The 18,534-nt window shown below is 50.6% G+C and carries 17 protein-coding genes and 1 pseudogene; 10 read left to right on the top strand and 8 right to left on the bottom strand.

The window, feature by feature from the left end; all coding sequences use genetic code 11:
• The first annotated feature begins 191 nt into the window (after positions 1-191).
• Complete coding sequence (locus ABEW73_RS06410; protein WP_430162585.1) at positions 192-1,124, top strand: hypothetical protein; 933 nt, start codon at positions 192-194, stop codon at positions 1,122-1,124.
• Between the two features lie 52 nt (positions 1,125-1,176).
• On the opposite strand, the gene ABEW73_RS06405 is transcribed toward ABEW73_RS06410, so the two are convergent.
• From ABEW73_RS06405 to ABEW73_RS06385, 5 genes are read right to left on the bottom strand one after another with little or no spacing between them, the layout of a single operon-like run.
• Positions 1,177-1,968, bottom strand: coding sequence for an energy-coupling factor transporter transmembrane component T family protein (locus ABEW73_RS06405; protein WP_430162583.1), 792 nt, complete (start codon positions 1,966-1,968; stop codon positions 1,177-1,179).
• 36 nt (positions 1,969-2,004) lie between these two features.
• Positions 2,005-2,862: an ATP-binding cassette domain-containing protein gene (locus ABEW73_RS06400; protein WP_430162581.1), complete on the bottom strand. Its 858-nt coding sequence runs from the start codon at positions 2,860-2,862 to the stop codon at positions 2,005-2,007.
• Positions 2,811-3,686 (bottom strand): energy-coupling factor transporter ATPase, encoded by an 876-nt coding sequence (locus ABEW73_RS06395; protein WP_076322472.1) that lies wholly within the window; start codon positions 3,684-3,686, stop codon positions 2,811-2,813. The genes ABEW73_RS06400 and ABEW73_RS06395 overlap by 52 nt, the downstream gene beginning before the upstream one ends.
• A 16-nt stretch (positions 3,687-3,702) precedes the next feature.
• Positions 3,703-4,248 carry a Gx transporter family protein gene (locus tag ABEW73_RS06390; RefSeq protein WP_430163039.1) on the bottom strand — a complete coding sequence of 182 codons (546 nt, stop codon included), beginning with the start codon at positions 4,246-4,248 and terminating at the stop codon, positions 3,703-3,705.
• Positions 4,232-4,612: a NusG domain II-containing protein gene (locus ABEW73_RS06385; protein ID WP_098741548.1), complete on the bottom strand. Its 381-nt coding sequence runs from the start codon at positions 4,610-4,612 to the stop codon at positions 4,232-4,234. Before ABEW73_RS06385 ends, ABEW73_RS06390 begins: the two co-directional genes overlap by 17 nt.
• A 159-nt stretch (positions 4,613-4,771) precedes the next feature.
• Between ABEW73_RS06385 and ABEW73_RS06380 the strand changes: the two genes are divergently transcribed.
• The 6 genes from ABEW73_RS06380 to ABEW73_RS06355 all read left to right on the top strand — a co-directional run bounded on the left by ABEW73_RS06380 (position 4,772) and on the right by ABEW73_RS06355 (position 13,052).
• Positions 4,772-5,836 carry an FAD:protein FMN transferase gene (locus ABEW73_RS06380; protein WP_430162578.1) on the top strand — a complete coding sequence of 355 codons (1,065 nt, stop codon included), beginning with the start codon at positions 4,772-4,774 and terminating at the stop codon, positions 5,834-5,836.
• A gap of 22 nt (positions 5,837-5,858) precedes the next feature.
• Positions 5,859-6,608 carry a Crp/Fnr family transcriptional regulator gene (locus tag ABEW73_RS06375; protein ID WP_430162576.1) on the top strand — a complete coding sequence of 250 codons (750 nt, stop codon included), beginning with the start codon at positions 5,859-5,861 and terminating at the stop codon, positions 6,606-6,608.
• 536 nt (positions 6,609-7,144) lie between these two features.
• Positions 7,145-9,949 carry a glycoside hydrolase family 3 C-terminal domain-containing protein gene (locus ABEW73_RS06370; protein WP_430162574.1) on the top strand — a complete coding sequence of 935 codons (2,805 nt, stop codon included), beginning with the start codon at positions 7,145-7,147 and terminating at the stop codon, positions 9,947-9,949.
• Between the two features lie 271 nt (positions 9,950-10,220).
• Positions 10,221-10,754 carry an RNA polymerase sigma factor gene (locus ABEW73_RS06365; protein ID WP_430162572.1) on the top strand — a complete coding sequence of 178 codons (534 nt, stop codon included), beginning with the start codon at positions 10,221-10,223 and terminating at the stop codon, positions 10,752-10,754.
• Complete coding sequence (locus ABEW73_RS06360) at positions 10,741-12,387, top strand: DUF4179 domain-containing protein (protein WP_430162570.1); 1,647 nt, start codon at positions 10,741-10,743, stop codon at positions 12,385-12,387. The genes ABEW73_RS06365 and ABEW73_RS06360 overlap by 14 nt, the downstream gene beginning before the upstream one ends.
• A 218-nt stretch (positions 12,388-12,605) precedes the next feature.
• Positions 12,606-13,052, top strand: a complete 447-nt coding sequence (locus ABEW73_RS06355) for a carboxymuconolactone decarboxylase family protein (RefSeq protein ID WP_430163036.1) — start codon at positions 12,606-12,608, stop codon at positions 13,050-13,052.
• Here ABEW73_RS06355 and ABEW73_RS06350 read toward each other — a convergent pair.
• On the bottom strand, positions 13,021-13,920 hold the full coding sequence (locus ABEW73_RS06350; protein WP_430162568.1) for a sigma-70 family RNA polymerase sigma factor: 900 nt from the start codon (positions 13,918-13,920) through the stop codon (positions 13,021-13,023). The two genes, ABEW73_RS06355 and ABEW73_RS06350, sit on opposite strands and share 32 nt — an antisense overlap.
• Before the next feature lie 308 nt (positions 13,921-14,228).
• On the opposite strand from ABEW73_RS06350, the gene ABEW73_RS06345 reads away from it, so the two are divergent.
• The 3 genes and pseudogenes from ABEW73_RS06345 to ABEW73_RS06335 all read left to right on the top strand — a co-directional run bounded on the left by ABEW73_RS06345 (position 14,229) and on the right by ABEW73_RS06335 (position 16,579).
• Complete coding sequence (locus ABEW73_RS06345; RefSeq protein WP_430162566.1) at positions 14,229-15,104, top strand: GGDEF domain-containing protein; 876 nt, start codon at positions 14,229-14,231, stop codon at positions 15,102-15,104.
• A 44-nt stretch (positions 15,105-15,148) separates the two neighbouring features.
• Positions 15,149-15,292, top strand: a complete 144-nt coding sequence (locus ABEW73_RS06340; RefSeq protein ID WP_194540557.1) for a hypothetical protein — start codon at positions 15,149-15,151, stop codon at positions 15,290-15,292.
• Positions 15,285-16,579: pseudogene (locus tag ABEW73_RS06335) on the top strand (glycosyltransferase family 2 protein). Before ABEW73_RS06340 ends, ABEW73_RS06335 begins: the two are co-directional and overlap by 8 nt.
• 115 nt (positions 16,580-16,694) lie before the next feature.
• Here ABEW73_RS06335 and ABEW73_RS06330 read toward each other — a convergent pair.
• Positions 16,695-17,774 (bottom strand): DUF4179 domain-containing protein, encoded by a 1,080-nt coding sequence (locus ABEW73_RS06330; protein WP_430162563.1) that lies wholly within the window; start codon positions 17,772-17,774, stop codon positions 16,695-16,697.
• The gene (locus ABEW73_RS06325) at positions 17,771-18,310 is read right to left on the bottom strand and encodes a sigma-70 family RNA polymerase sigma factor (RefSeq protein ID WP_430162561.1); all 540 of its coding nucleotides are present in this window, start codon (positions 18,308-18,310) and stop codon (positions 17,771-17,773) included. The genes ABEW73_RS06330 and ABEW73_RS06325 overlap by 4 nt, the downstream gene beginning before the upstream one ends.
• Between the last annotated feature and the right edge of the window lie 224 nt (positions 18,311-18,534).

Here is an 18,534-nt window from a genome sequence, read left to right as displayed (position 1 = left end):
TCAAAATGAACAGGGATACATCCATCATGGATGCATCCCTGTTTGATATGAAAGGATGTGTCAGATTTAATTACCATATTATAACTTTACGAGAGGCATGGATCTCATCTATGATTTGACTGGGTAAATCATCCATCGATGGTATACAGCAGAAATTTGAAATCGGCAGATTAGAGGAGACGTATTACAACGTGATCAGAAAATGCCTAAGCTTTCTTACACTAGCATTATTGTTTCTTTTGTTTACCCATGAGGAGACGGAAGCTTCCAACCAAAAAATCAGTTTGACCCTCCCTAACGGGGCCACCTACTACGGGGAAGTGAAGAACAACAAACCTCACGGGAAAGGTACGATGCGATGGGGACCCTCCAAAATATACAGCGGCGATTGGTACAATGGACAAAGATCCGGTACAGGCAAATACATATCGGACAGGCTTCCCGAGGATATGAGAATCGTATATGAAGGCGAATGGAAGTATGATCGTCCAGACGGGACCGGAATTTGCAGGGAAAGCAGTCCTGATCTTGCATTTCATAAGATCTCGAAAGGCCTATTCAAGGATCATGACTTGATATCAGGCCATACCGTCACGCAATCAATCGTTGGCATTTGGTTTGACTATCGGAACGGGAGCACCTTTTTGGAATTTTCCGTATCGAATCTCGAGCAGGCAAATGAATTAATGCATTCCAAATTGGCTCGCGGCCATATTCAACTGCTGAATTACTACAAAAGGGAAAAGTCCGCGCTTGACTACAATGGATTCGAATATTCAAGAGGAATGGAAGGCTACGGGGGTTCCATCAGCGAAGGCGTATATCGAACGGGTGACTATGAAGTGATGGAGCTATATACCGGAGTGAACCAACGTTTCGAGGATGTAGAATACTATCGCGTAGAGAATTACAAGAACGGGAAACTCGTTTCCGCAAAAGACATGCCGGAGAATGGACGGTTTGCCGGCATCGTTCAAGGGAAAATCAATAACCATAAACACGTCTTGCAGCCCTACCTGGGTGAATTCTCAAAACTATTAAAAGACTTTGAAAACGATCCGGAGCCTCTAAACTGCAACAACTCATCCACGAGTATTTGTGAAGCCTTCCCTATCGTATTCTAGTCCACAAACCGCAGTCCTTAAGGACTGCGGTTTGCATGATTTCAAGCCATCATTACAGCAGCGCGGCTGCGGCCACGGGCAGCAGGAACAATGCGAGAAACAGCGTGTCCGCCCGCTTCCATACAAAGGCCCTGAACCTGCTTCGCGGCGCCCCCAGCCGGTAGCCTCTGGCTTCCATGGAATCGGCCAGCCCGATGGCGCGCCGGAACGCGCCTGTCGTTACAGGCACCAGCAGGGCAATGATCAGCCGTGCCTTCTCCTTCAGCGACCGCGACGACAGGTCCAGTCCCCTGGACTGCTGTGCCTTCCACAGCCGCTCCGCTTCCTCGAAGATGGTCGGAATGAACCGGAGGGCAATGCCGAGCATCAGCACCAGTCGATCGGTCGGTACGCCGATATAGGTCAGCGGCCGCAGGAGGCTGCCAAGCCCTTGGGCCAGCTGCTCCGGCTGGGTCGTGAAGGTCAGCACCGCCGCCAACATGATGAAGAGCGCCATCCGTGATGCGGACACGATGCCTTTTTCCAATCCGCCGGCATACACCTTGAACGCGCCCACATCCAGCAGTTTCCCGCCTCCCGCGTCATAAAGAAGATGAAATACCAGGATGAACAATATGATGAACATCAGCGGCTTCATGGCTCTAATGAAATAACGGTACGGGATTCTCGTAGCCCGGATCACCGCCGCAGTGAACAGCAGCAGCGCGAGCACCCCCATATATCCGTCTACCAGGAACACGGCTACCATAAAGAGCGGCATGGCGGCCGTCTTGGCACGCGGGTCCAGACGGTGAACCCATGAATCACCTTCCATATATCGGCCCAGGATGATTTTTCGCTTCATCCATGCTTCCCCCTTTAGCCTCTACTTCGCCCTGCCCTATATTTCAAGCTGGCCTGCGTACCAATCCGCCAGCGCCGCCGCATCCGGTGGCATCTCCGGAGGCTGTACTCCAAGCTGCGCTGCCAGCTTGCCCGCCATCCGCACGGACGACGGAGCCATCAGTCCCGCCTGCTCCAGCACCTCCTGCTGGTGTACCAACTCTTTGGCCGTTCCTTGAAATACAACTCTACCATCTTTAATTACAACGAACTCGTCCGCATAGGCCACGACTTCCTCCAACCGGTGGGTGACGATGAGAACCGTCTTGCCTTGGGTCCTCGTTAATCCATGCAGCCGCCCCATTAAATCCTCACGGCTGGCAGGATCGAGGGAGGCCGTAGGCTCATCCAAAGCCAAAATGTCGGGGTCAGCCGCCAGTACGGCAGCCACGGCCGCTTTTCGCATCTGACCCGAGCTTAATTTGAAGGGACTCTGTGCCAGCAGCTCCTCGTCTAATCCGACGAAGGAAGCCGCTCTACGGACCGCCTCGGCAGCTTCGGCTGGACCCCGCCCGAAATTTAGCGGCCCGAACAGCAAATCTTTCTCCACCGTCTCTTCAAACAGCTGCTGTTCCGGGTATTGGAATACCAGGCCGACGCGCTGCCGCAAACCGGCAGGGACTTTCTTGCCGTCACCCGATTCAAGGCGAAAATCCAATATGCGAATCAAGCCCTCATCTGCCCGTATCAATCCGTTCATATGCTGGAGAAGCGTTGATTTTCCCGAACCCGGCGCACCGAGAACGGCAATCATTCTGCCTTCCTCCAGCTTCAGATTCAGGCCGTCGAGTCCAAGAATAGGGCTCATCCCCCGGTCCCGGTAGCGGTAAGAAACCTCTTCGAATGATATGACCATAACGCCTCCAGCACCTCCTTCTCCCTAACCAGCTCGCCGATATCAATCCCCCGCGCCTTCAGCTCCCTGCATAGCTGGAGGGCAAAAGGAACCTTTAGCCTGCATCGCTGCAGCAGCTCTTCCTGCAGCAGCAGCTCCCTTGGACTTCCGTCTGCCGTCACCATTCCGCCATCCAACACAATCATCCGGTCTGCTTCGGCCATCTCCTCTACGTCATGGGTGATGGAGATGATGGTATATCGGCCTTCGGCATGCATGGTTCGCATGAAACCCAGCAGCTCATTCTTAGCCTTCTCATCCAGCATAGAAGCTGCCTCGTCCAAGACAATGATAGAAGGCTCCATCGCCAGCACGGCAGCAATGGCAGCGCGCTGCTTCTGTCCGCCGGACAAAGTAGCCGGATGGCGGTGGAGCAGATGGACGATATCCAGCCGCTCCGCATAGGTCCGAATCCGCTGCAGCATCTCTTCCCGGCTCAGACACAGATTTTCCAGGCCAAACGCGATATCATCCTCTACGGTGAGGCCAACAAACTGATCGTCTGGGTTGGCAAACACCATGCCAATATGACGGCGAATTTCACCCAGCGTACGGCCGTTCAATTCCAGTCCATCAATAAGAATGCGTCCCCGACTCATGAGGAGAAGACCGTTTAACAGACGAATCAGCGTGGACTTGCCTGCCCCGTTCCTTCCGGCGATGCATACCCACTGCCCATGGGGGATCGCCAGCGAGACGTCCTTGAGCACGTTCGTACAGCCCTGTCCGTAATATACATGCTTGAGTTGGACCGCGTGCTCTGACTTATCGGTTATGTCCACCATGCCTAACGCCTCCTCCTTAACTTTCCGTGTGAAACATGCCAAACGGGTCGATTCGTCGCAGGGATTCGATCAGATGTTTTGCAGCCCATCCCACAAAGATCCCCGTCACCACACCCGCCCCAAGCAGAAATGGCAAGTAATAATAAATTTTAGTTGTTCCCAATACCAGTGAGGCTGCCGTTAATTGGCCAATATTATGAGCAATGCCGCCTGCGATGCTCACGCCGGTTAAACTGAAATTATGGCCCCCCAGTCTAAGCATGACATACATCACCAGAAAACTCGCCAGCGCGCCGAACATGCTGAACAGGAAGGTCGAGAAGCTTCCGAGTATAAAGGCAGTCAGCAATGTCTTTATAACAATAAGCCACAGGGCATCTCTGCCCCCTAGGCAGACTAGACAGGTCAGCACCAAAATATTGCCAAGTCCCAGCTTGGCACCGGGTATCGTGACAGCGAATGGAATCAGGGCTTCCACAATGCCAAGCACCACCGATAAGGAGGCGCAGATGGCGATTACGACCAGCTTGCGGAGTGCATGGGGATCAGGAGACAACGGCATCCGGCTCACTTCCTTCAACTTGATCTCCGGTCACTTCTACAAACACCCGATTGGGCAAACATACAATGGTGCCATGAACATCGTGAACGTGACCGAACCCGATGCAGAGCTGATCCGGACAATCAGACTCCACCATCTCGATCCCCTCGCGGGAGACCCTCAAGAGGTTATATCCCCGTTCTGTCCGGATTTCTATATCTCGGGGCTCTTCCGTAAGCGCCACCGTATCATAATGCTTTCCATTCACCTCGATCATGGCATATGTTCCCTGCGCCGCTCCGTCTTCTCCCATAAACTTGGATATTCCAAACCAGGCGACAACCGCTATCAGCACGAGCGCTATTCCAATATCTCCGCGTTTCATCAGCATCTCTCCACTTCGCTTTGCTTATCTTCATTATCAGGGCTGCACCAAGTGCCAGAAATGATTTTTCTCACATTCAGCAAGGGAAGGGTCTGATACGCTGGGATCATCGGAACTCGATTTAGAACAGCATCAGAACTGAAAAGAGGAGGCACTATCATGTATAGGAAGTTTCTTTCCTACAGCAGCCTGTTGATCATGCTCACCCTGTTGATGACGGGATCGATTGGCTGCACAACCACAGCAGATCAGAAGGTAGCCGCCAGCAACGAACCGGCAACCGAACGTTACTTTATATTCGATACCATTGTAAGTCTCCGCGTTTACGATGAACGGATGACATCCCAGCATTTCGATGAGGTAGGCGCACTGCTGGAGCGGATCGACCAACGGATGAACCGGCAGCTGGCAGACAGCGAGATTGATCAGGTCAATCAAGCAGCCGGCAAATCCGAAGTGAAGGTATCCGAGGAAACCTTTAAGGTAGTCCAGAAGGCCCTTGATTACGCAGCGGCCTCCGGCGGTCATTTCGAACCGACCGTCGGCCCGCTTGTGGACCTCTGGGGCATTGGCGGTGAACACCCCTCTGTGCCGAAAGAGAGTGAGTTGACCGCCGCCATGCAGCGAATGAACTACAAGGATGTCATGTTGAATCCGGTATCACACGCCATCCTGCTGAAGAAAGAAGGAATGTCACTTGATCTGGGGGCCATCGCCAAAGGATATGCAGCGGACGTCATTGCGGATTATTTGCAGCAGCAGGATTTCCACTCGGCCATCATCGACCTTGGGGGCAATATCCTTGCCATGGGCTCGAAACCGGACGGTTCACCGTGGAATATCGGCATCCAGGATCCCGGAGAAAAGCGTGGGCAGCATCTGGGAACACTGAAGGTTGTCAATAAGACAATCGTGACCTCCGGCGTGTACGAGCGCTTCTTCGAAGCAGAAGGAAAAGTGTATCACCATATTCTGAGCCCCTTCACCGGTTATCCGGTCGATAATGACCTGCTCAGCGTAACGATTGTGACCGACACGTCCATGGACGCCGACGCCATGTCAACTTCCGTCTTCTCGCTTGGACTAACGGAAGGACGGCAGTTCGTCGAAAGCCGCGACGATGCCGAAGCCATTTTTGTCACCACCGATCATCAAATCTATCTCACCTCAGGTCTAACCCATGCATTTAAACTGACCAATGACGATTATCAGCTTGCCGAATAAACTTATGGAAGGAGAAGATCGTATGAAACAGAATCGAGCTGCAAGGTCCGAAACATGGAATGGAGGGCTGTTTCCAGCGGGTACTTCCTCTGTCTATTCACAACCGCATCTCGCTCTGATCCGGGAGATGGCCGAGCCCGTCCGTTTGTTTGCCGGCGATTATCTATACCAGGAGAATGATCCTGCGGACCGGCTGTACTTTGTAAACCGTGGAAGCTTGAAGGTATCCAAGCTGCTGGAAGACGGATTGTCGGCCACCTTATCGCTTCACATCCCCGGCGATCTGTTCGGTGAACCCGATCCGTTCGGACGAGCCGTTCATCAATTCGAAGCCAAAGCCTTGGAGGATAGTGAAGTCGGCATTGTGCCGCAGGCCGAACTGGATAAAGTCATCCGCACCAACGGGGACTTTGCCGTGGAATATATGGGCTGGATGGCACTCATGCAGCGCACCGCGCAAAGCAAATTACGCGACCTGCTGCTGCATGGTAAATCCGGCGCTCTGTGCTCGCTGCTGCTGCGACTGTACAATATGTACGGCACGAGTGGAACAATCAAGGATGGGCGATCCATCATTGGCAAGCGGATTACGAATTTGGAAATGGCGGAGATGATTGGCTCCACCCGTGAAAGCGTTAACCGGATATTGAACGAGCTTAAGGATCTAGGCGTGATTTCTACCGAACGGGGACGCATCGTTCTCAATGATCCCGACTATTTACGGAATATTTGCCACTGCGAGGATTGCCCCAGAGAGATTTGCAGAATGTAACGGACGAAAGAAAACAGAAACCTCTCACGAAGAAACGAAAGGCGCTTAAGCATCCCTTTCTTCGGAGAGGTTTCATAAATCCCAGCTTTTTCAAACAGCCATGTGGAAAGCTGATCAAAGACCTCCTCTTCCCGATCAACCATTTTATATATTTTCTTCCCTCCCCTTAGAACGTAACTTTTTTGATTGATATATCCATAAATCATCATTTATTTCTCCGTCATGATCACGGTAAAAAATAATGAATGCAAACATTGGGCCCCCCATCATTTCTTATGTTTCTGCTGAAACACGATCTCGGCGATCTCGTAAACGAAACGGAGTCTGAAATGCTCATCAATTGGTTAAACTCTTCATTTTGGTCTTCGAATTCGAAATTTCCACATGAAAACTGCGCTAATTCTCGGTGTATTACGACTCCGCTTTGCAAGCTATGATGGAATTGGACTAACTGGATTAAGAGAAGCATGAACTTATCGCATGTATAACTGAGAGCGTTTCCATTCCGACTATGCATAGAAATGAGGTTTTACTCCATGAAATATCCATTCCAGAATCCGGATCTTCCGCTGGAAGAACGGGTTCATGATCTTGTATCCCGATTTACATTGGACGAGAAAATTGAATTAATGTGCCAATACCAGACGGAGATCCCCCGCCTCGGCGTGCAAAAATATAAGCATGGCACCGAAGGTGCTCACGGCGTGGCATGGCTTGGCGAAGCGACCGTGTTCCCGCAAAATACCGGGCTTGCGTGTACCTGGAATCCCGAGCTGATGCGGGAGATCGGATCGGTCATCGCGGACGAAGCCCGCGTCTATTACCAGCGCGACCGGGCCATTAACGGACTGACCATCTGGGCCCCCACGGTGGATTTGGAACGCGATCCTCGCTGGGGACGCACGGAAGAAGCCTACGGGGAAGACCCGCACCTGACCGGGGAACTCGCCACCGGGCTAGTAAAGGGAATGCAGGGAGACCATCCCTTCTACTATATAACCGTAGCTACCCTAAAACACTTCTACGCCAATAACAATGAAGTTGACCGCGGCAGCGCCTCGGTAAGCATCGATCCGAGAAACAAACGCGAGTATTATCTGAAGGCCTTCGAGGCACCGTTCCGGGAAGGGAAAGCCGGTTCCATGATGACCGCGTATAATGGCATCAACGGTACGCCGTGCAACCTGAACCATGAAGTGAACGACATCGTCAAACAGGAATGGGGCATGGACGGATTCGTGGTAGGGGACGCGGGTGACGTTCTGGGCACCGTCATGGACCATCAATATGTATCGTCCTATGCAGAGGCCGTTGCTGGCTCCGTTAAAGCCGGAATCGACAGCATCACCGACGACCAGGACATCTCCTTCCGTGCTCTCCGTGACGCATTGGAGCAAGGATTATTGGAAGAGCAGAATCTCGATCACGCCCTCCGCAATTCCTTCCGTGTCCGGTTCCGTCTCGGCGAATTCGATCCAGAAGAACGGAATCCTTACAGCCATGTGCCGGAGTCCAAGCTCTGCGCGCCTGAGCATGCCGAATTATCTCTACGAGCCGCCCGGGAATCGATCGTGCTGCTCAAAAACGACGGATTGCTGCCCCTTCAGCGTGATCAGTTAAAATCCGCTGCTGTCATCGGTCCCCTGGCTAACGAAGCATTTACAGATTGGTACAGCGGTACGCCTCCATACCGAATTACGCCACTTCAGGGCGTGCAGGAGAAAATGCAGGACCGCAGCGTCCATTTTCATACAGGATTAGACCAGGTGCGTCTTCGTTCTGCTGTTAGCGGCAAATATGTAGCCTTATCCACGGAAGAGAATGGCGGGCTGCTTGCAAGCACGGCTGAGCCCTCCGGAGCAGCGGTGTTTGAACGGAACGACTGGGGCTGGGGCTCCGTGACACTCCGCCTTGTTGGGAGCGGCAAATTCGTAACCGAAACCGAGACGGGACTACAAGCAACGGCCGACGAGGCTCGTGGCTGGTTCGTTAAAGAGGCTTTCAGCTTCGAGGTGTTACCGGATGGAAGCTTTGTGATGAACAATTGGGAGGGCAAACCGATCCTACTGGATGAGCACGGACGATTTGTGGTAGGCCGCAGTGAAGATGCGGGAGCGCCAATAGCCATCGAGACGGTTCAGGACGGCATGGCTGAAGCCGTCGCGGCGGCAGCATCGGCTGAAACCGCCATAGTCTTCGTGGGAAACAGTCCGTTCATCAACGGCAAGGAAACGATCGACCGTCCCGACATCACCCTTCCGCCTGCTCAGCAAGCCTTAATTCAGGCGGTGTATGAAGCTAATCCCAATACGGTGGTTGTCATCGTAGGCGGATATCCGTTCGCCGTGAACTGGGAACAGGAGCATGTGCCATCCATCCTCTTTACATCTCATGCCGGACAGGAGCTGGGTCATGCGGTTGCCGACGTTCTGTACGGAGATTTCAATCCGGGCGGTCGCTTAAATATGACGTGGTATAAGTCGACCGAACAGCTTCCAGACCTCATGGATTACGACATTATCAAAGGGAAACGGACCTATCAATATTTCGACGGGGATGTGCTGTATCCGTTCGGCCATGGTCTCAGCTATTCCCGCTTCCATTATAGCGGTCTGTCGCTAAGCCAGTCGGAAATTACCGCCGATGGTAGCGTAACTGTCAACGTTACCGTCAGGAATGAGGGCACGTTGGCCGGAGATGAGGTGGTTCAGCTGTATATGAAAACTGACTCCTCCCGCGTCATCCGTCCTCTCAAAACGTTGAAAGGCTTTTGTCGCATCCATCTGACCCCGGGAGCTGCGAAAACGGTAAGCTTTGAGCTCAAAGCGGAGGATCTGGCGTTCTGGGATGTCACCCGGGATCGCTACTGTGTTGAAAAAGGGAGCTATACGCTCATGGCTGGTTCGTCCTCCAGCCAATTGCCAGAAACCGCAGTCCTTCAAGTGGAAGGCGAGACGATCCCTCCACGCACCTTACGTGAGCCTGTTCGAGCGGTGAATTATGACGACTACCAAGGTGTCTTCCTGGATGAATGCCGTGAAGGCGGTGAAAGCATCCGTTTAACCGGCGAAACGGGATGGATCGCTTTCCATGACGTGGATCTCGGCGACGCTTCGGTAACGTTCGAAGCCAGGGTGAGCGGACATATCAAGGGCGGCGAAATCGTCATTACAACCGGCAGCCCGGATGGTCCTGCAGCCGGAAGCTGCAAGATTCTGCCGACCGGAGGGCGCCAAGCCTGGACGACAGTTCAGGCCAAACTGACGGGATTAACAGGACGGGCTGACGTCTTCCTCATCATGAAAGGTGAGTTGCAAATCAGCTGGTTCCGCATAGCTTAAGCCAAAACGATAACCCTCTATATGCATATGCCTAATCGATGGGTTCCAATTGAGCCTGTCAACGGCTTCTAAACTTACAGATATCCATAGAACACCTGCCCTTCTTTTTATATCGTGGGGCAGATGTTCTATTTTTGTTAGAATGAAATCAATTAACAGTTACGGAGACGGACTCAGACCTTCGCTGCATTACGGCAGAAAAAAAAAGATGAACCCTTTCTAGGGGTCATTTGTTTTATTAGACATAACGCGAAGAAAGGAGTGCCTTGGATTGACGAAACGCGAGTTATTCGATACTTACAACACAGATGTGTACCGTACCTGCTATTACATGCTGCGTAACGCGCAAGATGCGGAAGATCTCTGCCACGACGTTTTTGTCACCGTATTTCGTCAGGATTGGAGAAGCGTTGAGCATACACGCGCCTGGATTATGCGCATCGCGATGAACCATTGCTTGAACCTGCTTAGAAGGAATCAGACCCAGCGGGACAAGCAAAGCCAGGTTGAGTGGCTCCACGAGCAGACCACGGCATCGGTTAAATCCGTAGACACCATCGTATTGGAAAAAGCAGCGGCGGCGGAATGGGAGAAATTACTGCGGCAGCTTCCGGACAAACTGATGGCCGTTGTCACGCTCCGCTATATCGGTGAGCTGTCGATGGCTGAAATCGCCGAAACGTTGAAGATTCCAGTCGGAACGGTTAAATCAAGGCTTCACAAAGCATTGAAAATCATGCGCAAAAAGCTTGAACACCATAACGGCTTTTGGCTGAAGGGAGAGAACCAATATGGATCGTTTTGAGAACAATCTGAAAAACCAGATGAAAGAGGCGAATAACGTGTCTGATCCGGATTTTGACCGGATGTGGAGCAGTATCCAGCAGGACGAATTGAAGGTGGCTGTGGGGGAATCGGTTCCGCTTCGTCCGTTAATACGAAAACGTATTGCAGTCATCACGGGAATATCCGTCGCTTTGATGGCAACGCCGGTCTATGCAGCTCTGAACTATGACTGGTCCAATCTTCTATCTTACAGAGCCGGTATCCAGACCGCATTGGAGCAGGGGCTTGGCCAGACGATTGAGCAATCCGTAACAAAGGATGGCATAACCTTAACGGTGCACACGGCGTTTATCGATGAGAACCGGACGTTCCTGCTCTACAGTCTGGATCCTGGACCACGGGCTGGTGAGCAAGTATCCTTTGATCATCTAGGACTTAAAGATAAGGAAGGCAATTCGATCGAGGGACATTATTTCCATCAATGGAACAAGGAGTTGGGCGTATACCAGGGGTATTTTGAAACCGATTGGGTCGCTGACGGCCAGATGGCGGATATTGAGTTTGCCATGGAGAATATCCATTTTACCGGCGATGGAAAACAGTCCATCAACTACGACCCTAGTAACTCCAATACACAGGTATTCCCTATCCAGAAAGATGGCATTGACAGCGTGAGCCTGCAGTCATTCGATCAATCCGATGGAAATATCCTGCTGCGATCGGCCTTTACGTATACGGATCCCGAGATGAGGAACAGAAGCTGGGTGCGAGTAGAGGCCATCAATGACAAAAATGAGATTATCAAGGAAACCGAGCCTTCCTTTAATGGAACCCCAGGCGCAGCTGGAGAATTTGTAAATCAGCAAATATTCGAGTCCGGCCATTTGCTTGCAGAAGGAACTACTTTCCGGCTTGCTTATGATCGCACACTTGAAACCGAAAAGGGTACTTGGAGCTTAGATATGGCCCTGTCCAAGAAACAAATGGATAATGGAACGTTTAAGGAATCGCTGAATATCCCTGTTGATCAGCTGCCTGGCGGAACGAAGATCCATGAAATGATCGTTACGCCAACCCAAGTCCGGCTGATCCTGACCCATGAAGAAAAATACACGCAGGTTCCTTACATGGAATACCAACTGGATATAGGCGGAACGCTATTGAACGGAAATATATGGTCTGTTCAGGAACAACACAATAAAACGGAGCTGCGATTTGAAATGACCGGACTGAATGCGGCCTCCCTGGCGAACCAGCCTGTGTCCCTGATCGCCAAGCACCGCGTCGATGCATATGATGGAGACAAGAGTCCGATCCGCTTGACCAATATTTCGGGTAAGTATCAGACCATAACGACCAGCATTGCGGGTTATCCGATCACATGGATCTATTACATGAAGGAGAATAACCTCTATGTGGAATCCTCCAGCGCAGATCCGGTGTTCGGAGGTGTTAACCAAACCTATTATCTTGACGGCAACGACCGGAACTATGGAATGCCAGCCATGACTAGCCTGTTCGGCGATGACAACAATAAACATATGGACGTGTATGAGAATTTCGACAAGACCGAGCTTGAGGTGTATATTTCGAAGTATGCCACTCATAAGCGAGACGATGTATTACGCATTCCGCTTAAGGACGGAAAATAACATACAAAACGTTATAAACGACAAAGAAACCCTCTGGATGAATATGAACGATGCCCGGAACGGCGCTTCTGCCAAGAAGCGCTGTTCCTTTTTCGATCTTTCGTTCTCCACCTTTTAAGGGTTTCTTTCTTTTTTTCCGTTAGAACATGTCACAATTCTGCATGGCAGGTTGTCATATGGGTGAACATCAAAAATCATACCGTAAAGGGGAACTGAACATGGAACTGCGAATGAATTACCGGTCGGCCAATCCCGAAGCCTTCAAAACCCTGCTTGCCCTGGAACAAGCGGCCCAAAAAAGCGGACTCGATCACAAGCTGTACGAGATCATTAAGCTCCGGGCATCCCAAATCAACGGCTGCTCCTTCTGCGTGGATATGCATTCCAAGGATCTGCTCTCCATGGGCGAAAGCGTGGATCGCCTCCTCCTTCTGCCGATGTGGCGGGAAGTCCCGATCTATTCGGACGAGGAACGGGCCGTCATCGAATTGACGGAGTACGTGACCAAGCTCTCCGAAGCCGGCGTTCCTACAGAGGTATACGAACGCGTGCGCAGGCATTTTGACGAGAAGCAATTCGTCGATCTGGTCATGGCGATCACAACGATCAATGCCTGGAACCGGATTGGCGTCGCTACAGGTCTGTTCCCGGGCTGTTTTGATTAAACAGCTGCAATTTATCCGGATTCACCACAAGAAAAATTTGACTGATGCGGGATAAGTCGGGTTCCCACTCTACCGTCAGCACCATGGAGACCCTGCCGTCCCGCTTCAGCAATAAGCCGGGCTCTCCGTTTATGGAGACAGGTTCAAATCCTTCCCGAAACGAGCCTTTGGCAGACAACCCCTCAAAGAAAGCACGTACCCGCTCTACGCCCAGTATTGGATTGATGGCTGCCCTCGCTTTGCCGCCGCCATCCGATAGCAGTGTAACCTCTTCCTTTAGAAAAGACAGCAGCGGCTTAAAATTGCCCATATCGGACGCCCGCAGGAATGCTTCAACGAAGCGTTCCTGTGTTTCCGTCCGGGCGGTTTCTCCTTTTGGCCTCTCCGTGGCCTGCCCCATTTTCTGCTTGGCACGGCTGAAGGTCTTGCGGCAGCTGATCTCCGTCTTTCCAAGCATCTCCGCTATGATCGGATATTCAAGACCCAGCGTATCCTTGGCGATATAAATGGCACGCTCCAGCGGCGTTAACCGTTGAAGCAGCACCAGGTAGGCATAACCAATCGTTTCGCGGCGTTCCGCAGGATCGGACCGCGTCAGCATATCATAATCCGGCATCGGCTCCGGGAGCCAGGGACCGGTATACGTTTCGCGCTGGCGTCTGGACGATTTCAACAGGTTGATGCAGCGGTTCGTTGTCATTTTGGCCAAATACGCCTTCTCGTTCAGCACTTCTCCCCGATCCATCTGCACGTATTGGGAAAAAACATCCTGCACGATGTCCTCCGCATCCGCTGCACTCCCTAGCATCCGGTAGGCCAGGCCGAACATCATCGGCTTGTATTCGGTATAGATTTGATCCAATAACATCAGGCACACCTTCTTACTCTGTATATTCTCTAGCATGAAAGCTACACCACTTATAAGACAAATGGGCAATACCGCCTGTGACATCATGAAGACATTATTATTCTCTACTCTACCCCATATCCCCCGATCCCTGGAAGGGTCAGTTGAGAGGTAAATTCCAGGGTCAATGGACAACAAATTCGTTATCCAATATGTAGATTATGACAACGTTCGATAAATCTATCGACATTTGGGTAATTTTTAAATAACATATGGAATGGCCTCACTACAGCGATAAAAGGTTTAAGAGCTTAGAAAGTAGGTAAAACATGAAAAAATCACCCCCTTTACGTCGCGTCGAACTCGGTTATTTTCTGCTGATTGCTCTCGCCATGGTCCAGCAGTTGTTCATATTCTGGAACATCTATGTAAACCAAAGTTTTACTTTCACGGAATTCTTGTTCAGCGTCGGTACACTGGCCGCCTTATTGATCGGCTTCTTTCTTCCGGTAGGCGTTTCGACGGTTACGTTGTTTGTGTATCTGGTCACTTATTTCGTATGGTTGTCCACTCTGGCCCCTGTCAATGCACTCACACTCTCCTGGATTCTGCTGCTACCCGCCAATACCGCCATTGCTATTTTCATCAAGCTGGCTCTGGTGCGAAGCCGAAGGTTCATAAGGCGTCTCGAGCAATTGAGGAGAACCAACCCGGATATCGACATCGACACCTCTCTTGGCAGCAAGGATGCTTTCGAAGATACGCTGGTGAAACAAGCCAATCTGGCCAATCGGTATTCGGATCAGTACAGCTTCTGCATCATGATGTTTAAGCTCGATTTTCTCCCCCTGACCAGGGAGTCTGTCGGATCACACCGTTTTGCCAAGCTGATTATGGAACTGTCGAGCACGATTCAAAAGCAGATTCGTTATGAGGACTATAAATTCTCCATTGGAGAAGGACGCTTTATCATTCTGTGCCCGCTCACCAAGCCGGAATATCTCAAAAGTCTTATGGAACGCATCAAAGTTGCTATGATGAACGTCCCCTTCCGCGACAAAAAAGGCATGTCCCTCAAGCTTGTGGTCCGCGCCGGCGGCCTCGTATTTCAGAAGGAGCAATTTAGCCGATACGAAAATATCGATGACGTCATCTCTGCATTAGAACGGAATACCGAAACCGACCTCATCGGGGAATATATTTAACGAAGTTAAGTTACCATCATAAATCAAAAGGAGGCTTGCAGCCGATGTCGTATACCAACTGGTTTATCCCTCTGTGCATTGGGGTCAGCATCATGTTCTCCATAGCCATCGTTATTCTGACGATGGCTACCTTAAGCTTCCGTTCGAAAGTCAAACGAAAATACGATCGGGGGAAGTTCAGTGACTGACTTTGTCCTGGTCATCTCCATTATCAGTATATGGATTGCCGTGCTGGAATCGATCATCATCATGGCGGGGGCCATCGTGTTCATTCATAAACAAAGCCGGCAGAAGCTGGTGAATCCCAGCAATCTGGAGGATTTCCCCACCGTGACGGTCATGGTGCCCGCGCATAACGAGGAATTGGTCATCCAGGCAACGGTAGAGCACATTCTGCAGATGAATTACCCGCATCACAAAATGCAGGTGATTGTCATTGCTGACAATTGCAAGGATCATACGGCCGAGCGCTTAAGAGCGCTGAAAGCCAATGAACGTTACCTTGACCGCGACTTTCTTATTCTGGAGAGAACCGGAACCGGGGGCAAATCAGGCGCCCTGAACGACGCGCTTAAGCAGGCAACAGGCGAATGGATCTGTGTCTACGACGCGGATGCCGCACCTGAAAAAAACGCGCTGTTGTTCCTGACGCAGAAGGCGATGGAGCAGCCTGAACGCTACGGGGCTGTTTTTGGCCGCAACAAGGCTCGAAACCGCGGACAGAATTTTCTGTCCCGCTGCATCAATCTGGAGCTGGTGACCATACAGCGTGTACATCAACCGGCCTATGGCAGCTATTTAAGCTGGGCACCATTCCGGGCACGAACTTTATCGTAAAAACCGCGCTCATTCAGGACATCGGCGGATGGGATGAGCATGCGATCACGGAAGATACCGCGATTTCGTTCGAGATCCTGACGAGAGGTCAGCTTATTGCGCTGGCTCCGCAAGCCGAAGCTTATCAGCAGGAGCCCGAGGATCTGAAGGTCTATATGAAACAGCGCGAACGTTGGGCCAAGGGGAACTACAGCGTCGTCACGGATAACATTCATCATCTATTTGACCGGACAAGCTGGCGCATCAAGCTGCATGTGCTGTATTACGCCGCCAGTTACTTCTGGTTTATGATTGCCATCATCATCTCGGATATTATATTTGTCGCCAACATCGTGTATCAGATCATCGGCCTGTTTAACCCTGCCGTCGTTTCCCCTTTCCGGTTTGAAGGCGATGTATATATGTATCTCATCATTGCTTGGGCCTTAATGTATTACATTTACGTCCTGCAGATTAACCTGGCGCTCGCAACGGACATTGGCCAGAGCCACACACGCAACTTCATTCTCTCATGCGTATCGTACTTCACCTACGCTCAGCTGTTCCTCGTCATATCCATTAAGGCCTTCTACTCCATGATCGTAGATAAAATCACGGGCAGGGAATCCAAGTGGTACAAGACGGAGCGGTTTGGATAGAGGAGCTGTGCATTTAATTATGATATCGCAAAAAGAGCGAGTAGGATTGGACAGCCATGCTGCCACCGTCCACAACTCGCTCTTTTTTTCATGCAAGCTTGCCAGTATGACGTGCTTATTCTTCTACAGGCAAATGGAATTCAAGTTCCGGTATATATATTTTATGCTCTGAACTATACACATAGGGTTTAATCGTGATGGATTTCGGTTTGGTTGGGAATGGCTCATACATGTACGTAAATTTAAGAGTGCTGCCGGAGCCGCCGCCCATCGCACCAATGGATTTGGCTATTTCCCCCTTCTCATTTATCACCTCGTATTCAATATTGATAAATTCATCCACTTTATATTGGCTAGGAACGGACTGAATGAACTCCTTAAGGTCCTGGCCTGGCTTACCGGTGATGCTTACTATCATTTGCATTGTGGCCGGGGTTATTGTAAAGCTACTAATATCCATATGGATATTGTCATGCACTTTAAGTTCATCCGACTTCAGGACCGTACGATCCGCCGCACTGTTTTTGACCGGAATGTTGAATTTAAACGGCTCCGAGACGCTTATGTCTCGAATAACGACCCCCAATGCAAACTCGTCAGGCAATCCCTCCGGCGACAAGGTCACGATGTCCGAATTCGGAGCACCATCCCCTACTCTAGAAATGCTGTAACCGAAATTACCCAGTTCCTCCCCATCCGCATAGAATCGAATCCCGTTCACTTCCCCTTGCTGACTGGCCTTGCTCCCCAATTGACCAAAAGATTCATTCTTACCATCCATTGTCGTCCGGGTCAGTACCATTGAAATGCGACTTCCGTCATACATCAGTTCGGATACGCTCATCGTAGTCCCATCATGGGTGATGCTCTGATGAATATCCATCGTCATGCCCTGCCGACTAGCTGTTTTCAGCCCCTCATCCCCGTCATTTAAGAAGATGCTTCCTATAATCGGTATATTTTTTAGAGCCTCGGCCATTACCGGGGAGATAAACCCTGATCCAATAATCAGCAGTCCCGACGCCACCACAGCCATCAATAGACCAGCCAAACGCCGCTTCTTCCGAATAGGAGGATTGTTTTCTAAAATTTGATAAGTATTATTTAGACGCATGCGGACTGCCTCCGGCAACTCCTGAGCTTCCTCCATTTCATCCTTGGCCTGTTCAAGTTCATGATTAAGGTCATACTTCATACGTTAACCTCCCTTTCCCTGTGATTAGCCAACCATTCTGATAGCGTCAACCTGGCCCGATGGAGGCGTGTCTTAACGGCGCCTTCTTTCAAATCGAGCATTTCCGCAATCTGCCGTAAAGGCAAGTCACGAAAATAGTGCAGAATAACGATGGTCCGGGATACTTCCTCCAATCTGTACACGGCTTCGCGCAGATCGATATTAACCTCAGGATTCGTTGTAACATGTTTTGATTCATCTAGGCTGAGTAAGGGGACAAACTGGCTTTTTTTACGGAGGATCGTGTTACACTCATTGATCAGGATGCGAAACAACCATGTTTTAAAGAAAAAGGCGTGCCTTAAACTCGAGAGTGACTTGTATGCTTTTAATATGGCTTCCTGCATGGCATCTGCACAATCTTCGTCGTGTCGGAGAATGGCTTTCGCTATGTTGTACATTTGCAGTTCTAATGGTTTTATAAGTTTGATAAACGCTTCATGGTTTCCCTTCTTGGCGAGTTTAACTTCTAATTCTTGCTCCTGCTGTACTTCCAAGGAATAACCTACCTCCCTTCAGGCTTATCTAAACTCTTAATCGATGTATGATTGTTGGATTCAATAATTAGATAGCCAGGACTTCCAAAAGGTTACAAAATGCTGTATGTATTATAACGGAGTATATAAAAAAACTCCCGCAAGTTCAGTGAACTCACGGGAGACGAATGCTTAGTTATATTTGTTCATGAAATGCTATGGCACGTGTAGAGCGCATCCTTTGG

The sequence above is a fragment of the Paenibacillus lautus genome (genome assembly GCF_050482385.1).
Classification (GTDB): Bacteria; Bacillota; Bacilli; order Paenibacillales; family Paenibacillaceae; genus Paenibacillus_AQ; species Paenibacillus_AQ lautus_B.
The sequence above is the reverse complement of the archived record's forward strand: the minus strand, read 5'-3'. Positions and strand labels throughout refer to the sequence as shown.

Bases quoted from the DNA above. Each gene is read 5' to 3' on its own strand.
- ABEW73_RS06405 (WP_430162583.1), bottom strand. From the start codon at position 1,968: ATGAAGCGAAAAATCATCCTGGGCCGATATATGGAAGGTGATTCATGG.
- ABEW73_RS06400 (WP_430162581.1), bottom strand. From the start codon at position 2,862: ATGGTCATATCATTCGAAGAGGTTTCTTACCGCTACCGGGACCGGGGG.
- ABEW73_RS06395 (WP_076322472.1), bottom strand. From the start codon at position 3,686: ATGGTGGACATAACCGATAAGTCAGAGCACGCGGTCCAACTCAAGCAT.
- ABEW73_RS06390 (WP_430163039.1), bottom strand. From the start codon at position 4,248: ATGCCGTTGTCTCCTGATCCCCATGCACTCCGCAAGCTGGTCGTAATC.
- ABEW73_RS06385 (WP_098741548.1), bottom strand. From the start codon at position 4,612: ATGAAACGCGGAGATATTGGAATAGCGCTCGTGCTGATAGCGGTTGTC.
- ABEW73_RS06380 (WP_430162578.1), top strand. From the start codon at position 4,772: ATGTATAGGAAGTTTCTTTCCTACAGCAGCCTGTTGATCATGCTCACC.
- ABEW73_RS06375 (WP_430162576.1), top strand. From the start codon at position 5,859: ATGAAACAGAATCGAGCTGCAAGGTCCGAAACATGGAATGGAGGGCTG.
- ABEW73_RS06370 (WP_430162574.1), top strand. From the start codon at position 7,145: ATGAAATATCCATTCCAGAATCCGGATCTTCCGCTGGAAGAACGGGTT.
- ABEW73_RS06360 (WP_430162570.1), top strand. From the start codon at position 10,741: ATGGATCGTTTTGAGAACAATCTGAAAAACCAGATGAAAGAGGCGAAT.
- ABEW73_RS06355 (WP_430163036.1), top strand. From the start codon at position 12,606: ATGGAACTGCGAATGAATTACCGGTCGGCCAATCCCGAAGCCTTCAAA.
- ABEW73_RS06350 (WP_430162568.1), bottom strand. From the start codon at position 13,920: ATGTTATTGGATCAAATCTATACCGAATACAAGCCGATGATGTTCGGC.
- ABEW73_RS06345 (WP_430162566.1), top strand. From the start codon at position 14,229: ATGAAAAAATCACCCCCTTTACGTCGCGTCGAACTCGGTTATTTTCTG.
- ABEW73_RS06340 (WP_194540557.1), top strand. From the start codon at position 15,149: ATGTCGTATACCAACTGGTTTATCCCTCTGTGCATTGGGGTCAGCATC.
- ABEW73_RS06330 (WP_430162563.1), bottom strand. From the start codon at position 17,774: ATGAAGTATGACCTTAATCATGAACTTGAACAGGCCAAGGATGAAATG.